This is a genomic window from Paenibacillus sp. GL_099_B (assembly GCF_057835695.1).
Map to the genome: position 1 here is coordinate 1 of NZ_CM174430.1, position 17,004 is coordinate 17,004.

9 protein-coding genes and 2 rRNA genes are annotated in these 17,004 nt (G+C 48.2%); 10 read left to right on the plus strand and 1 reads right to left on the minus strand.

What is annotated here, in order from left to right:
• From dnaA to gyrB, 6 genes are all read left to right on the plus strand, one after another.
• Positions 1-1,347 (plus strand): chromosomal replication initiator protein DnaA, encoded by a 1,347-nt coding sequence (gene dnaA / locus AC3ITG_RS00005; protein ID WP_024629513.1) that lies wholly within the window; start codon positions 1-3, stop codon positions 1,345-1,347.
• Between the two features lie 221 nt (positions 1,348-1,568).
• Positions 1,569-2,711 (plus strand): DNA polymerase III subunit beta, encoded by a 1,143-nt coding sequence (dnaN, locus tag AC3ITG_RS00010; protein ID WP_079696977.1) that lies wholly within the window; start codon positions 1,569-1,571, stop codon positions 2,709-2,711.
• Positions 2,712-2,727: 16 nt separating this feature from the next.
• Positions 2,728-2,943 (plus strand): S4 domain-containing protein YaaA, encoded by a 216-nt coding sequence (gene yaaA, locus AC3ITG_RS00015; RefSeq protein WP_024629511.1) that lies wholly within the window; start codon positions 2,728-2,730, stop codon positions 2,941-2,943.
• A 57-nt stretch (positions 2,944-3,000) separates the two neighbouring features.
• Complete coding sequence (recF, locus tag AC3ITG_RS00020) at positions 3,001-4,113, plus strand: DNA replication/repair protein RecF (RefSeq protein ID WP_024629510.1); 1,113 nt, start codon at positions 3,001-3,003, stop codon at positions 4,111-4,113.
• 13 nt (positions 4,114-4,126) lie between these two features.
• The gene (gene remB / locus AC3ITG_RS00025; protein WP_017691405.1) at positions 4,127-4,375 is read left to right on the plus strand and encodes an extracellular matrix regulator RemB; all 249 of its coding nucleotides are present in this window, start codon (positions 4,127-4,129) and stop codon (positions 4,373-4,375) included.
• Positions 4,376-4,521: 146 nt separating this feature from the next.
• On the plus strand, positions 4,522-6,432 hold the full coding sequence (gene gyrB / locus AC3ITG_RS00030; RefSeq protein WP_413373873.1) for a DNA topoisomerase (ATP-hydrolyzing) subunit B: 1,911 nt from the start codon (positions 4,522-4,524) through the stop codon (positions 6,430-6,432).
• An 88-nt stretch (positions 6,433-6,520) separates the two neighbouring features.
• Here the strand turns inward: gyrB and AC3ITG_RS00035 are convergent, their stop codons facing one another.
• Positions 6,521-7,447, minus strand: coding sequence for a YheC/YheD family protein (locus AC3ITG_RS00035; protein ID WP_413373872.1), 927 nt, complete (start codon positions 7,445-7,447; stop codon positions 6,521-6,523).
• A 426-nt stretch (positions 7,448-7,873) separates the two neighbouring features.
• Here AC3ITG_RS00035 and gyrA point away from each other — a divergent pair, with 426 nt between their 5' ends.
• The 4 genes from gyrA to AC3ITG_RS00055 all read left to right on the plus strand — a co-directional run bounded on the left by gyrA (position 7,874) and on the right by AC3ITG_RS00055 (position 16,986).
• Positions 7,874-10,429 carry a DNA gyrase subunit A gene (gene gyrA, locus AC3ITG_RS00040; RefSeq protein WP_489252468.1) on the plus strand — a complete coding sequence of 852 codons (2,556 nt, stop codon included), beginning with the start codon at positions 7,874-7,876 and terminating at the stop codon, positions 10,427-10,429.
• Positions 10,430-10,646: 217 nt separating this feature from the next.
• Positions 10,647-11,765 (plus strand): HD-GYP domain-containing protein, encoded by a 1,119-nt coding sequence (locus AC3ITG_RS00045; protein WP_489252469.1) that lies wholly within the window; start codon positions 10,647-10,649, stop codon positions 11,763-11,765.
• A gap of 436 nt (positions 11,766-12,201) precedes the next feature.
• Positions 12,202-13,753, plus strand: a 16S ribosomal RNA gene (locus AC3ITG_RS00050).
• Between the two features lie 307 nt (positions 13,754-14,060).
• Positions 14,061-16,986: ribosomal RNA gene (locus tag AC3ITG_RS00055) — 23S ribosomal RNA — on the plus strand.
• The 16S and 23S rRNA genes sit together here, the layout of an rRNA operon.
• The last annotated feature ends 18 nt before the right edge of the window (positions 16,987-17,004 follow it).

A 17,004-nucleotide genomic window follows, 5' to 3' on the forward strand; every position in this document is an offset into this window, starting at 1 on the left:
GTGGACAGCCATACTTCTGATTTATGGCAGCAAATTTTATCAATCATACAAAACAAGCTCAGCAAACCCAGCTTTGACACTTGGTTCAAAGCAACCAAAGCCACCAAGCTGAATGATCGTTCGATCGTCATATCCGCACCAACCACGTTTGCCGTCGAATGGCTGGAGAGCCGTTACACCAAACTGGTCGGATCGACGGTATATGAGCTGCTTGGCAAACAGGTCGATGTGAAATTTGTCATCGAGGAGAACAAGCCTGCTGAACCGGACCCTCAACTGCCAGCGCCAACGCCTACAGTTGTTCAGGAAGAAGCGGTACTCAGCATGCTCAATCCGAAATATACATTCGATACATTTGTCATTGGGCCGGGCAACCGTTTTGCCCACGCCGCATCGCTGGCGGTCGCTGAAGCGCCCGCCAAAGCATACAATCCTCTGTTTCTTTATGGAGGGGTAGGTCTTGGCAAAACTCACTTGATGCATGCGATCGGACATTACGTCCTGGAGCATGATCCGGGCAGCAAAGTTGTTTATTTGTCATCTGAGAAATTCACGAACGAATTCATTAACTCGATCCGTGATAATCGCGGGGAGAGTTTCCGTAACAAATACCGTAGTGTCGATATTCTGCTCATTGATGATATTCAGTTCTTGGCTGGAAAAGAATCGACGCAAGAGGAATTTTTCCATACGTTTAATGCGCTGCATGAGGAACGGAAACAGATCATCATCTCCAGCGACAGACCGCCGAAGGAAATTCCGACCCTGGAAGAACGGCTTCGTTCCCGTTTTGAATGGGGGTTAATTACGGATATCCAGCCTCCTGATCTGGAGACACGGATTGCTATTTTGCGTAAAAAAGCTCGTGCGGAAAACCTGGATATTCCGAATGAGGCGATGATGTACATCGCCAACCAGATTGATACCAATATTCGTGAACTGGAAGGGGCCCTGATTCGGGTTGTTGCCTATTCTTCGCTGACTAATCAAGATGTAACCACTCATCTAGCAGCTGAAGCACTGAAGGATATTATTCCTTCCAGTCGTCCGAAAATGATCACTATTCACGACATCCAACAAAAGGTCGGCGAGTATTACAGCCTTAAGCTTGAAGATTTCAAAGCACGGAAACGGACCAAGGCCGTTGCGTTCCCAAGACAGATTGCTATGTATCTCTCTCGTGAACTTACAGACTTTTCTCTGCCCAAAATCGGTGAAGCATTTGGAGGGCGAGATCATACCACGGTCATACATGCGCACGAAAAGATCTCCCAGGCGATTAAAGTCGATCAGGATCTCTATAAAGTTATCAACAACTTAACCGAAAAAATTAAGAATCCAACCTGAATAAGTCCCAAGCCTGTGCACAACGTATACACATGTGGATAGGCTTGGGTTTATGGGTTTATACCCACTTATCCACATATTCAGTGCCCCTATTACTATTATTACTATAAAGATCTAAAAGATATCATCTCCAAATAAGCGATTTCGAAGCTCGGCCTCCGGCCTTTTGAAAAACACATTTCAACACCTCTACACCCAAAAAACCCGCTAGGAGTGAAACCATGAAAATCAGCATAATGAAAAGCTACTTGAACGAATCCATCCAGCAAGTATCCAAAGCCATCTCAAGCCGTACGACGATCCCAATTCTGAGCGGTATCAAATTCGACGTTAATCATCAAGGTGTGACATTGACAGCAAGCGACACCGATATTTCAATTCAATCCTTCATCCCGCTTGAAGATGGTGATAAAAGTGTTGTTCAGGTGGAACAACCTGGTAGTGTTGTACTGCCAGCCAAGTTTTTTGTCGAGATCATCAAAAAGCTGCCTTCCCAAGAGGTGCACATGGAGGTAAAAGAGAACTTCAACACCTTTATCTCCGCAGGAGCTACCGAAATTCAACTGGTTGGTCTTGATCCAGAAGAATTCCCAGTATTGCCAAGCATCGAAGAGAACCAAACCGTCTCCATTCCAGGAGATTTGCTCAAAAATATGATTAAACAAACTGTGTTCTCCATTTCCACACATGAAACTACGCCGATTTTGACAGGTGTACTCTGGAGTTTGGGTGACAATGAACTGAAATTTGTGGCAACTGACCGTCATCGTCTTGCTACTCGTTCAGCAATGCTGGATAATGCAGAAGGTGTGAGATTCAACAATGTGGTGATCTCAGGTAAAACGCTGAACGAACTCAGCAAAATCGTGCCGGATCAAAATACACTTGTGGATATCGTTGTCGCTGACAATCAGGTATTGTTCAAAATCGACCGTGTTCTGTTCTATTCGCGCATTTTGGACGGAACTTATCCGGATACTTCTAGAATTATTCCGACTTCGTACAAAACAGAACTCGTTTTGGATACAAAAAAATTAAGTGAATCCATTGATCGGGCTTATTTGCTGTCGCGTGAAGAAAAAACAAACATTGTGCGGATGCAAACGATGGATTCTGGATCGATCGAAATTTCATCGAGCTCTTCCGAGCTGGGGAAAGTAAGAGAAGAAATCGAACCTGCCGACTTTAACGGCGAACCGCTGAAAATCTCGTTCAACTCCAAATATATGCTGGATGTGCTGAAAGTGGTGGAGAGTGAACAGCTGATGATCGCTTTTACTGGTGTCATGAGCCCCATCATCCTGAAACCGCTGGACGACAGTCACAGCTTGTACGTCATATTGCCTTACCGGACGACCAACTAACGAGAGGAAGATCATAGTGAACCAAGTAGCGATTCGTACGGAATATATTAAGCTTGACCAATTTTTGAAACTGGCCGATTGCATCCCAACCGGAGGTATGGCCAAAGCACTGCTTCAGGACGGACTCGTACGTGTGAATAAAGAGCCTGAGGAACGCCGGGGGCGAAAGTTATACCCTGGGGATATCGTTGAGGTGGACGGAGAAGGTTCGTTCGAAGTTGTCGCACAATAAGAAGACCAGTTAGATCCTGCTGCCTCCTGACGGACGGGATAAAAGGGAGGTTACCGCGTGTTTGTGAACAGCATAGATCTGCAGCAATTCCGCAATTATGAACATCTGAGACTAGATTCATTTGGTCCTGTGAATCTTTTGATCGGGCAAAATGCCCAAGGCAAGACCAATCTTGCAGAAGCCATTTTTGTGCTTGCACTCACCAAGAGCCACCGTACATCCCGCGACAAGGAACTGATTCGTTTCGGTGAAGAACGTGCCAGGCTTGCAGCAGAGGTCGACAAAAAGTACGGATCGGTCAAGCTCGAGCTATCTTTGTCGCAACAAGGCAAAAAAGCAAAGATCAACGGACTGGAACAGCGCAAGCTGAGTGATTTTGTCGGAGCGCTTAATGTGGTGATGTTTGCACCGGAAGATCTTGAGATTGTCAAAGGCACACCGGGGGTCCGCCGCCGGTTTCTTGACATGGAGATTGGACAGGTGGCTCCAGGCTACCTGTATCATCTGCAGCAATATCAAAAAGTGCTCGTCCAGCGTAATAATCTGCTCAAGCAATTATGGGGGCAGAACGCTTCAGCCCAGACCATGCTTGAGGTGTGGAATGAACAACTGGTGGAGCATGGTGTTAAAATCGTCAAAAAAAGGAAACAATTCATAAAGAAACTGCAAAAGTGGGCTGAAACGATTCATCAGGGCATCACCGGAGGCGGAGAAGTCCTGCGTCTGGCCTACCTTCCTTCCTTCAGCGAAGCCGCTGAGGAAGATGAAGCTGTCTTAATGGACCAATTTATGATAAAATTATCACAAATGAAAGAGCAGGAGATTCGCCGAGGCACAACGCTTAGTGGGCCGCATCGGGATGACCTGTCCTTTTTCATTAACGATCGGGAAGTACAAACGTATGGCTCGCAGGGGCAGCAGCGCACAACGGCGTTGTCCCTTAAACTTGCGGAAATCGAACTGATTCATGAAGAAATCGGAGAATATCCGGTCCTGCTGCTAGACGATGTACTGTCTGAACTGGATCCTTTTCGTCAGACGCAGCTGATCGAAACGTTCCAGAGCAAGGTGCAAACCTTTATTACGGCTACCGGAATCGAGAGCTTAAACGTTGACAAGCTCAAAGATGCCAGTATTTATCACGTTCATGCCGGACAGGTTGAACGCTAAGGAGTGAGGGCTTATGTACATTCATCTGGGCGGTGAGAAGATTATCCGTTCTTCCGAATTGGTCGCTATTTTTGATATATCGATTGAAAAATCCTCAAAAATCTCCAAGCAGTACGTCACGCATGCCGAGCAGGAAAAAACAGTGGAGCATATTGGTGAAGAGGAAGCCAAGTCCATTGTCGTGACCAAAAACATTGTGTACTACTCGCCTATTTCCTCAGCTACGCTAAAGAAGCGAGCTCACATTTTTCCTGATCTCTAGCCTATCGGCCGTACGAGTTATTGTACTTTCTGCTGCTTGTCTTTATTTAGATTGCTTACTGGAATTACGGGGATATGTTCATTTCAGCATGCATTCTTAGTTAACGCATATTTACGATATTGAATCTATAGAAGTAGGTGAAAGGCATGTCTATGAATCAACCTTCATATGGTGCAGATGAAATTCAGGTACTTGAAGGGCTGGAAGCCGTACGTAAACGACCGGGGATGTATATTGGTTCCACCAGTGCCAAAGGTCTGCATCATCTCGTTTGGGAAGTAGTGGACAACAGTATTGACGAAGCACTCGCAGGTTATTGTGATCATATCGAAGTTACTATTCATGAAGATAACAGCGTCACTGTAGTCGATAACGGGCGGGGGATTCCTGTCGGCGAACATGCCAAAATGAAACGTCCTGCGCTTGAGGTTGTAATGACTGTTCTGCATGCGGGCGGTAAATTTGGCGGTGGCGGGTACAAAGTATCCGGTGGTCTACATGGTGTAGGTGTATCTGTTGTCAATGCTCTATCAGCGAAAGTTGTTGTTACAGTTAAGGTTGACGGCCATGTGTATCAACAGGAATACCGTCGCGGTGCTCCGCAGTATGATCTGAAAACGATCGGTACAACGGAGGATACGGGAACAACGGTTACGTTCCATCCGGATCCGGAGATTTTCACGGAAACAAGAGTTTATGACTATGAAACTTTGCTGACTCGTATTCGTGAGCTCGCGTTCCTGAACAAGGGAATTGGCATGACTTTAACCGATGAACGTACAGGTGTAACCAACTCTTTCCTGTATGAGGGCGGTATTATCGAATATGTCTCCTTCCTGAACCAGAAGCGTGAAGCGCTGCACGAAAACCCGATTTATGTGGAAGGATCAAGAGACAACATTCAGGTTGAAGTTGCATTGCAATACAATGACAGCTACACCGAGAATATTTACTCTTTTGCGAACAACATCAACACACATGAGGGTGGAACGCACGAATCCGGATTCAAAAGTGCCCTTACCCGGATTATCAATGATTATGCGCGCAAAGCGGGCGTAATTAAAGACAGCACAGGTAACCTGTCGGGGGATGATGTACGTGAAGGTCTAACAGCGATCATCTCAGTCAAGATCCCTGAACCGCAATTTGAGGGACAGACGAAGACCAAGCTGGGTAACAGTGAAGTGCGCGGAATTGTCGAATCCCTGTTTGCTGAGAAGCTGCAGGAATTCTTGGAAGAGAATCCTTCCGTATCCCGTCGCATTTTGGAAAAAGGACTGCAAGCTGCCCGTGCACGTGAAGCAGCTCGTAAAGCCCGTGAACTGACGCGTCGTAAAGGTGCACTCGAAGTCAGCTCTTTGCCAGGTAAATTGGCCGACTGTTCATCCAAGGATGCCTCAATCAGCGAATTGTACATCGTCGAAGGTGACTCCGCCGGTGGATCAGCGAAGCAAGGACGAGATCGTCATTTCCAAGCGATTTTGCCACTGCGTGGTAAGATCCTGAACGTGGAAAAAGCACGTCTTGACCGTATTTTGGGTAATGCGGAGATCAGAGCGATCATTACCGCAATGGGTACCGGAATTGGTGATGACTTCGATATTGCCAAAGCACGTTATCACAAAATTATTTTGATGACGGATGCTGACGTCGATGGTGCCCACATTCGGACATTGCTTCTGACATTCCTCTATCGCTATATGCGTAAAATCATTGAGGCGGGTTATGTATACATTGCCCAACCGCCATTGTTCAAGATTGAGCGCAATAAAGTGATTCGTTATGCTGGTTCCGAGAAGGAACGCGATGAAATTATCGCAACTCTCGGCGAAAATGCGAAGTTCAATATCCAGCGTTATAAAGGTCTCGGTGAGATGAATGCCGGACAATTGTGGGAAACGACGATGGACCCTGAGAGCCGGACCATGCTTCAAGTATCGATCAACGATGCGATGCTGGCCGATGCTATGTTCGACACCCTGATGGGAGATAATGTTGAACCTCGTCGTGACTTTATTCAGGAAAATGCAAAATACGTGAAAAACCTCGACATCTAACGATATTCGAAGAGGCGCCTGCGAGGGCGCCTCTTTTACATTATGGGGTTATAGCATAGAAATTTTAGGTTGGACTCTGGAGTGCCTGTTATCGATGTGTGCGGCTTTTGGCAGAGGAAGCCTGGGCTTTGGAGGAGTTACGGGATGTTTTCCCCTTTTTGGAGGGTAATCTGCCGTACGCTCTCGCATAACGCTGGATCTTCCGGTACGTTTCCTTATCAGGCAACAGGCCAAAAGCATAGATGCCCGGCAATGTGTTGACTTCAATAATCCATGGCCGTCCATCTTCGTCCAGTGCGATATCGATACCAATCTCTTTGAGTCTTGGAAATGACTTCTGTAGCTGTACCGCTGTATGAATACCTAAACGATATAGCTCACTGCGCAGTTGTTGGAACCGCTCTTGGTCAAAATGAGGGCGTACCAACTCATTAAAGGTGGCCAATCGTCCGCCGCCATGAATGTTGGTAATGATCTTGCCCGGTGCAGCAACTCTTCCCAGGATACCTGTCGTTTCCCAGTTGCGTTGTAGATTTTTCTGGGTCAGTACCCGCAGGTCAAAAGGCAATCCATCATGTTTCATCAGCGGAATGCCTTGCTGAATGATGTAGTCCCGCTTCTGGATACGTTCAGTGAGTGCCAGGTCCAGCTCATCTAGGGAATGGAAGTATTTCTCCTCCGTCCCATACCGAAGCTCATACGTCGTCAGGGGGTCCTCAGCAGAGATATCGGCACCGACTTCAGCTGTGGAAGTGGAGAGTGGATCAGCAGGGTTTTCCGATGTGTTTGAATCGGTAGTCGTGTGTGGGTTTATACGGATGGTTTTCACACGCATAACGCCATTTCCGTAGGTTCCCCGATCCGGTTTGATATAGTTTGACTCGAATAATTCAGTCATCCGTTCCAGGGTCTGGCGATTATATTGTCGTGTTACCGGTATATATCCATTCACATTACGGCTGCGTTGTAACACAGCAGTCTTGGTCCATTTGCTGGAGACACGCTGGATGCCCAAGAGCCATCAGTCCTTTCGTGTTTTAATGGGGTTTATAAGAGTGGCAGACGCGGAGAAATCAAAGGACAAGAGATGATTTCAGTGGTATAATAGAGAAATATGGCGTTTTGTGCGGTTTTGTTGCACAGATGTAGTTTGATCGTAGAACGGGAACGGTCTGAGCCTGAATATACACAGTACATTTGTCGCTTTTTCTAGCATTGTATGTGCAAATGGGGAGGAAGGCAGGGCGAATCCCCAGACTCTCTGAAGTTCCCGGAAGAAAGGCTATTGCCCAGCGGACGTTTAATTGTTTACCTTTTGTGAAAGTAATATAATAAAGAGTAGCGTCCTTGTGCGGTTTTAGCCTTGTTAGGCTCTTCACATATAATTAATTTTTGAATGATTGAATGGAATGTTTGTTGAAGGACAAGAAGGAGGTCCAGCATGGCGGAAGAAATGAACTCGCAGATTAAAGATCGGGATATTGGCGTCGAGATGCGTGAATCGTTTATGGATTATGCGATGAGCATTATTGTGAGCCGTGCCTTACCTGACGTGCGTGACGGATTGAAGCCGGTTCACCGGCGTATTCTGTACGCAATGTCCGAGCTAGGCATGACACCCGATAAACCACATAAAAAATCAGCCAGAATCGTCGGCGAAGTTATCGGTAAGTATCACCCACACGGTGACTCTGCCGTATACGAAACGATGGTACGGATGGCACAGGATTTCTCCCTGCGCTACATGCACGTAGATGGACATGGTAACTTTGGATCGGTGGATGGCGATATGGCAGCAGCCATGCGTTATACGGAAGCCCGGTTGTCCAAGATTGCTATGGAAATGCTCAGAGACATCAACAAGGATACGATTGACTTCCAGCCGAACTATGACGGTGAAGAAAGTGAACCTGTCGTTCTGCCAGCTCGTTTCCCTAACTTGCTTGTCAATGGTGTCGGCGGGATTGCGGTAGGTATGGCGACCAACATTCCTCCTCATAACCTGGGAGAGGTAATTGACGGCGTACAGGCTATGATCAAAAATCCGGACATCACTTCCATGGAATTGATGGATTATATTCACGGACCAGACTTCCCAACTTCCGGTTATATTTTGGGACGCTCCGGGATTCGCCAGGCGTATCAAACCGGACGTGGTTCAGTAACGATGCGGGCCAAAACCAACATCGAAGAAAACAACAACAAAGCACGGATTATCGTTACGGAACTTCCTTATCAGGTGAACAAGGCAAGACTCGTTGAGAAAATTGCTGAGTTGGTACGTGATAAAAAGATTGATGGTATTACGGATCTCCGTGATGAGTCTGACCGTAACGGTATGCGGATTGTGATTGAGCTTCGCAGAGACGTGAACCCGGGTGTGGTGCTGAACAATTTGTACAAGCATACAGCGATGCAGTCCACCTTTGGGATTAACATGCTCGCGATTGTAAATAAAGAACCTAAGATTCTGAATCTGCGTGAAGTGTTGTATCACTACTTGCAGCATCAGATTGAGGTTATACGTAGACGTACACAGTTCGAACTGAGAAAAGCGGAAGCACGCGCGCACATTCTGGAAGGCTTGCGTATCGCGCTGGATCATATCGACGAAATTATTGCGTTGATACGTTCATCCAGCAATACAGATGCAGCCAGAGAAGGTCTGATCGAGCGTTTCTCACTCAGTCATGATCAGGCTCAAGCTATCCTCGATATGCGTCTGCAACGCCTGACAGGTCTGGAACGTGAGCGCATCGAAAATGAGTATAACGAACTGATGGTCAAAATTAAGGAATATCGTGAAATTTTGGCCAACGAGCACCTGGTGCTCGAAATTATCAGCACGGAGCTGCAAGAAATCCGTGATCGCTTCAGCGATGATCGTCGTACCGAAATCACTGTAGGTGAAGAGAGCATTCTGGACGAGGATCTGATTCCGCGTGAAGAGGTTATCATCACCATTACCCATACAGGCTATGTGAAACGTCTGCCGGTATCCACATACCGCAGTCAGAAGCGTGGCGGACGTGGGGTTGTGGGAATGGACACCAAAGATACCGACTTTGTTGAGCATCTGTTTGTGACCAACTCTCACAATTACCTCATGTTCTTTACCGACAAAGGTAAAGTGTACCGTCTCAAAGCTTATGAGATTCCAGAGCTTGGACGTACAGCACGGGGAACGCCGATTATCAACCTGATTCAGATCGAGCAGGGTGAATCGGTCAATGCCGTGATTCCAGTTCAGGAATTCGAAAGTGATAAGTTTCTGTTCTTTGCTACCCGTCAAGGGGTTGTGAAGAAGACACCACTTGAGGATTACACCAACATTCGCAAAGGCGGTCTGATCGGGATTTCCCTGCGTGATGATGATGCCCTTATTGATGTTAAGCTGACAGATGGACAGCAAGAGATCATTATGGGTACAGCTCACGGGATGTCCATCCGATTCTCGGAAGGAAATGTTCGTTCCATGGGACGGAGTGCAACCGGGGTTAAAGGGATCACACTGGATGAGCAGGATGTCGTAATCGGTATGGACGTTGTAGATCAGGAACTGGATGTTCTGATTGTCACAGCCAAAGGTTACGGTAAACGTACCCCTGTCAGCGATTATCGGATGCAGACTCGTGGCGGTAAAGGGATTAAAACCATTAACGTCACAGATAAGAACGGTGCGGTAGTCAGCCTGAAAATGGTTAAGACAGAAGAAGATCTGATGATCATCACTTCCAGCGGTACGTTAATTCGGATGAGTATGGAAGGTATATCCACTATGGGTCGATACACGCAAGGTGTGAAGCTGATTCATATTCGCGATGAAGATGCTGTAGCTACAGTCAGCCGAATTGACAAGAATGAGGAAGAACCAGACGACGAAGAATTGCTTGAAGGTGCAGAAGCTGCTGATTCTGAAGGTCTAGAGTCAACTCTGGATGAGGGCGCGGTTTCCGATGCTGAAGTTGAGGGCGATGATTCAGGTTCCGAAGCGTAGGATCAATTTTCTATAACTAAAATCATTTTATGATTGCAATGAAGTTGGAGGGCTCCCATATGGGGGCCCTTTGTTATTTTCACAGCTCCAGGACCATTCTCCTCGAAATCTGGGATGTACAGCCTGATTTTTGAGTAATATAATGGGAATTAACGTGAAAAACCGGGACTATGGTCTTGTTATCATTATAGAAGAATGATGAGTGAGGGGAATAAACATGGGATTAATCACCCTGTCTGAAGTCAAACCAGGACTTAAACTGGGAAATGACGTGCAAACGCTTCGTGGCAATGTTCTGTTTCAGAAGGGCAAAGTCATTTTGCCCAAAGATGTTGAAGTACTCAGAGCCTTTATGATTCATCAAGTGGACATCGAGCAAGAGAGAACAGGGACAAGCAGTACAGGTTCTAAGGATTCATCTACGTCTTCAGGCCATGCAGGTAATGAGAAGAACGGAGAACGGGCAGGGAAAGGCAGCAGCGCAGTCTCATCACCCGCAATACCGTCTTTACATGAAGAGTATGAAAAGATGGTTGGACTGACCAAAAATGCTTTTCTATCCTCCCTGGCGGCTGAATTACCTGTATATGAGTTACGGACACAGCTGGAAGCATTGTTTGTTCATCTCAAACAGTATAACGTGCTTACCTTCAGTCCACGAGTCATTCAAGAACATGATTATGTGTATCACCATGCCGTATTGAGTGCCATTACATCTTATCAGTTGGCCCAGTGGATGGATCTGCCGTCCAAAGACTGGATGCAGGTAGCTTTTGCAGGATTGTTCCATGATATTGGTAATAACAAAGTGGATCCACAGATCCTTCATAAACCCTCTACGTTAACTGCGTCAGAGCAGGCGGAGATCCGACAGCATACGAAATATGGCTATCAGGTGCTGAAACAGGCGAAGGCCATCAATGAGGGAGCTAGACTCGCAGCATTGCAGCATCATGAAAAAGTGGATGGATCGGGTTACCCGTTACAGCTCAGCGGCACGCAGATTCATATCTATGCCAAGATTGTAGCTATCGCTGATATCTTCCACGCCATGACTCTGGAGAAGATCTATCGTAAGGCGCAGTCACCGTACCTGGTACTTGAACAAATTCAGAGTGAGGCTTTTGGCAAATTGGATCCTGCCATCGTGAATGTATTCGTTCAGCGTTCCACACAGATCCATAACGGTATTCGAGTGAAGCTTAGCAATAATCAAATTGGTGAGATCATATTCTCTGATCGGGATCATCCTACACGGCCGATGGTATCAATAGAGGGAACTATCATCAATCTGATGCAGCAAAGGCAGCTACATATCCAGGAAGTCATTGGCTAGCTCAATCTTCAGTTCAAATATAAGAATAGGAGTCTTTCCAATATGGAGAGGCTTTTTTTATTAGCTTAATGTAAGAGATAACTTTATTAAAAATAAAGCTTGCGTTCCGAATCTGTACATGGTATATTCTAAGTCCGGCCAAGAAAACACGAGAAACACGGTGCGGCAAGCGAATGAAATAAGCTTCGAAAGAAACTTAAAAAAAGAGCTTGCAAAGTTGGTTCGGATGTGATAAGATATAAAAGTTGCTGAGGTGAACAACACCCGGCAGTGAAACAAGTTTGATCTTTGAAAACTGAACAACGAGTGAGTAAACATTCTGCTTGCAGAATGAACGCGAAAGTTAGAGACGAGCCTTGGCTTGGATCGGCTGGAGCATAAATGAGATTTTTAATCTCGTCAGTTTCAAAATGAGCTTATCGCTCTTTTCAATACTTTATTGGAGAGTTTGATCCTGGCTCAGGACGAACGCTGGCGGCATGCCTAATACATGCAAGTCGAGCGGACTATCAGAGAAGCTTGCTTCTCTGATAGTTAGCGGCGGACGGGTGAGTAACACGTAGGCAACCTGCCCTCAAGTTTGGGACAACTACCGGAAACGGTAGCTAATACCGAATAGTTGTTTTCTTCTCCTGAAGAGAACTGGAAAGACGGAGCAATCTGTCACTTGGGGATGGGCCTGCGGCGCATTAGCTAGTTGGTGGGGTAACGGCTCACCAAGGCGACGATGCGTAGCCGACCTGAGAGGGTGATCGGCCACACTGGGACTGAGACACGGCCCAGACTCCTACGGGAGGCAGCAGTAGGGAATCTTCCGCAATGGGCGAAAGCCTGACGGAGCAATGCCGCGTGAGTGATGAAGGTTTTCGGATCGTAAAGCTCTGTTGCCAGGGAAGAACGCTTGGGAGAGTAACTGCTCTCAAGGTGACGGTACCTGAGAAGAAAGCCCCGGCTAACTACGTGCCAGCAGCCGCGGTAATACGTAGGGGGCAAGCGTTGTCCGGAATTATTGGGCGTAAAGCGCGCGCAGGCGGTCATTTAAGTCTGGTGTTTAATCCCGGGGCTCAACCCCGGATCGCACTGGAAACTGGGTGACTTGAGTGCAGAAGAGGAGAGTGGAATTCCACGTGTAGCGGTGAAATGCGTAGATATGTGGAGGAACACCAGTGGCGAAGGCGACTCTCTGGGCTGTAACTGACGCTGAGGCGCGAAAGCGTGGGGAGCAAACAGGATTAGATACCCTGGTAGTCCACGCCGTAAACGATGAGTGCTAGGTGTTAGGGGTTTCGATACCCTTGGTGCCGAAGTTAACACATTAAGCACTCCGCCTGGGGAGTACGGTCGCAAGACTGAAACTCAAAGGAATTGACGGGGACCCGCACAAGCAGTGGAGTATGTGGTTTAATTCGAAGCAACGCGAAGAACCTTACCAGGTCTTGACATCCCTCTGACCGGTACAGAGATGTACCTTTCCTTCGGGACAGAGGAGACAGGTGGTGCATGGTTGTCGTCAGCTCGTGTCGTGAGATGTTGGGTTAAGTCCCGCAACGAGCGCAACCCTTGATCTTAGTTGCCAGCATTTCGGATGGGCACTCTAAGGTGACTGCCGGTGACAAACCGGAGGAAGGTGGGGATGACGTCAAATCATCATGCCCCTTATGACCTGGGCTACACACGTACTACAATGGCCGGTACAACGGGCTGTGAAGCCGCGAGGTGGAACGAATCCTAAAAAGCCGGTCTCAGTTCGGATTGCAGGCTGCAACTCGCCTGCATGAAGTCGGAATTGCTAGTAATCGCGGATCAGCATGCCGCGGTGAATACGTTCCCGGGTCTTGTACACACCGCCCGTCACACCACGAGAGTTTATAACACCCGAAGTCGGTGGGGTAACCGCAAGGAGCCAGCCGCCGAAGGTGGGATAGATGATTGGGGTGAAGTCGTAACAAGGTAGCCGTATCGGAAGGTGCGGCTGGATCACCTCCTTTCTATGGAGAATCGTTTCCCGCGTGGAAACATTCAAATATGCAGCTTAGCTGCAAAACTTACTCACTCGTTGCTCAGTTTTGAGAGCTCAAACTCTCAAACAGCTTGCTTTTGCATGGAGCTTGTTCTTTGAAAACTAGATATCGAAACGAAATTTTGCGATTTAGAACATTCCTTTTTAAGCTGAACTTGTGTTAAACAAGTTTCAATAAATAGTGAAAACTGCATTGCGATGGTATCGAATGGGAGTGACTTTTGGCTTTGCGCAAGCAAAACAAGGGAAGCGAGCAGTCGAAACCGGAGCAAATTGGTTAAGCTACTAAGAGCACACGGAGGATGCCTAGGCGCTAGGAGCCGATGAAGGACGTGGCGAACAACGAAACTGCCTCGGGGAGCTGTAAGCAAGCTTTGATCCGGGGGTGTCCGAATGGGGAAACCCAGCTGGGGTAATTTCCAGTTACTCATAACTGAATACATAGGTTATGTAGAGGCATACCAAGGGAACTGAAACATCTAAGTACCTTGAGGAAGAGAAAACAATAGTGATTCCGTCAGTAGCGGCGAGCGAACGCGGAAAAGCCCAAACCAGAGAGCTTGCTCTTTGGGGTTGTGGGACGTCTCACATGGAGTTACAAAGGAACCGGTTAAGCGAAGAGGTCTGGAAAGGCCCGCCAAAGAAGGTAAAAGCCCTGTAATTGAAAGTCTGTTCCCTCCGAGACGGATCCCGAGTAGTGCGGGGCACGTGAAACCCCGTATGAATCCGGCAGGACCATCTGCCAAGGCTAAATACTTCCTAGCGACCGATAGTGAAGCAGTACCGTGAGGGAAAGGTGAAAAGCACCCCGGAAGGGGAGTGAAATAGAACCTGAAACCGTGTGCTTACAAAAAGTCAGAGCCCGTTTTAGGGGTGATGGCGTGCCTTTTGTAGAATGAACCGGCGAGTTACGTTCCCGTGCAAGGTTAAGGTGAAGAGCCGGAGCCGCAGCGAAAGCGAGTCTGAATAGGGCGACTTAGTACGTGGACGTAGACCCGAAACCGGGTGATCTACCCCTGTCCAGGGTGAAGGTGCGGTAACACGCACTGGAGGCCCGAACCCACGCATGTTGAAAAATGCGGGGATGAGGTGGGGGTAGCGGAGAAATTCCAATCGAACTCGGAGATAGCTGGTTCTCCCCGAAATAGCTTTAGGGCTAGCCTCGGAAAACAGAGTCGTGGAGGTAGAGCACTGATTGGGTGCGGGGCCCGCAAGGGTTACCAAGCTCAGTCAAACTCCGAATGCCATAGACTTACTTCCGGGAGTCAGACAGTGAGTGCTAAGATCCATTGTCAAAAGGGAAACAGCCCAGACCATCAGCTAAGGTCCCCAAGTGTGTGTTAAGTGGGAAAGGATGTGGAGTTGCACAGACAACCAGGATGTTGGCTTAGAAGCAGCCACCATTGAAAGAGTGCGTAATAGCTCACTGGTCGAGTGACTCTGCGCCGAAAATGTAACGGGGCTAAACACACCACCGAAGCTATGGCTTGATGCTTTGCATCAGGGGTAGGGGAGCGTTGTATAAGGGTTGAAGGTGTACCGTAAGGAGCGCTGGACATTATACAAGTGAGAATGCCGGTATGAGTAACGAAAAGATCAGTGAGAATCTGATCCGCCGAAAGCCTAAGGGTTCCTGAGGAAGGCTCGTCCGCTCAGGGTAAGTCGGGACCTAAGGCGAGGCCGAAAGGCGTAGTCGAAGGACAACAGGTCGAAATTCCTGTACCACCGTAAGCCGTTATGAGCAATGGGGGGACGCAGCAGGGTAGTGACGCGGACTGATGGATGTCCGTCTAAGCAGTGAGGCTGATGTGTAGGCAAATCCGCACATCGTAAGGCTGGACTGTGATGGGGAGCGAAAATTATAGTAGCGAAGGTCATGATCTCACACTGCCAAGAAAAGCCTCTAGCCAGGTGATGGTGCCCGTACCGCAAACCGACACAGGTAGGCGAGAAGAGAATTCTAAGGCGCGCGGAAGAACTCTCGTTAAGGAACTCGGCAAAATGACCCCGTAACTTCGGGAGAAGGGGTGCCCCGGTAGTGTGAATAGCACGAGGGGGCCGCAGTGAAAAGGCCCAAGCGACTGTTTAGCAAAAACACAGGTCTGTGCGAAGCCGTAAGGCGAAGTATACGGGCTGACGCCTGCCCGGTGCTGGAAGGTTAAGGGGAGCGGTTAGGAGCAATCCGAAGCTGTGAACCGAAGCCCCAGTAAACGGCGGCCGTAACTATAACGGTCCTAAGGTAGCGAAATTCCTTGTCAGGTAAATTCTGACCCGCACGAATGGCGTAACGACTTGGGCGCTGTCTCAACGAGAGATCCGGTGAAATTTTAATACCTGTGAAGATGCAGGTTACCCGCGACAAGACGGAAAGACCCCATGGAGCTTTACTGCAGCTTGATATTGAATTTGGGTACGATCTGTACAGGATAGGTGGGAGCCTTTGAAGCAGGAGCGCAAGCTTCTGTGGAGGCACCGTTGGGATACCACCCTGATCGTATCTAGGTTCTAACCTGGTACCGTAATCCGGTGCGGGGACAGTGTCAGGTGGGCAGTTTGACTGGGGCGGTCGCCTCCTAAAGAGTAACGGAGGCGCCCAAAGGTTCCCTCAGAATGGTTGGAAATCATTCGAAGAGTGCAAAGGCATAAGGGAGCTTGACTGCGAGACCTACAAGTCGAGCAGGGACGAAAGTCGGGCTTAGTGATCCGGTGGTACCGCATGGAAGGGCCATCGCTCAACGGATAAAAGCTACCCTGGGGATAACAGGCTTATCTCCCCCAAGAGTCCACATCGACGGGGAGGTTTGGCACCTCGATGTCGGCTCATCGCATCCTGGGGCTGAAGTAGGTCCCAAGGGTTGGGCTGTTCGCCCATTAAAGCGGTACGCGAGCTGGGTTCAGAACGTCGTGAGACAGTTCGGTCCCTATCTGTCGTGGGCGTAGGAAATTTGAGAGGAGCTGTCCTTAGTACGAGAGGACCGGGATGGACGTACCGCTGGTGTACCAGTTGTTCCGCCAGGAGCACCGCTGGGTAGCTATGTACGGAAGGGATAAGCGCTGAAAGCATCTAAGCGTGAAGCCCCCCTCAAGATGAGATTTCCCAGTATGTAAGACCCCTTGAAGACGACGAGGTAGATAGGCTGGGGGTGGAAGTGCAGCAATGCATGGAGCTGACCAGTACTAATCGGTCGAGGGCTTATCCAATATGCAAGTTATAAATCG

Bases quoted from the DNA above. Each gene is read 5' to 3' on its own strand.
- remB (WP_017691405.1), top strand. From the start codon at position 4,127: ATGTACATTCATCTGGGCGGTGAGAAGATTATCCGTTCTTCCGAATTG.
- dnaN (WP_079696977.1), top strand. From the start codon at position 1,569: ATGAAAATCAGCATAATGAAAAGCTACTTGAACGAATCCATCCAGCAA.
- gyrA (WP_489252468.1), top strand. From the start codon at position 7,874: ATGGCGGAAGAAATGAACTCGCAGATTAAAGATCGGGATATTGGCGTC.
- AC3ITG_RS00045 (WP_489252469.1), top strand. From the start codon at position 10,647: ATGGGATTAATCACCCTGTCTGAAGTCAAACCAGGACTTAAACTGGGA.
- gyrB (WP_413373873.1), top strand. From the start codon at position 4,522: ATGTCTATGAATCAACCTTCATATGGTGCAGATGAAATTCAGGTACTT.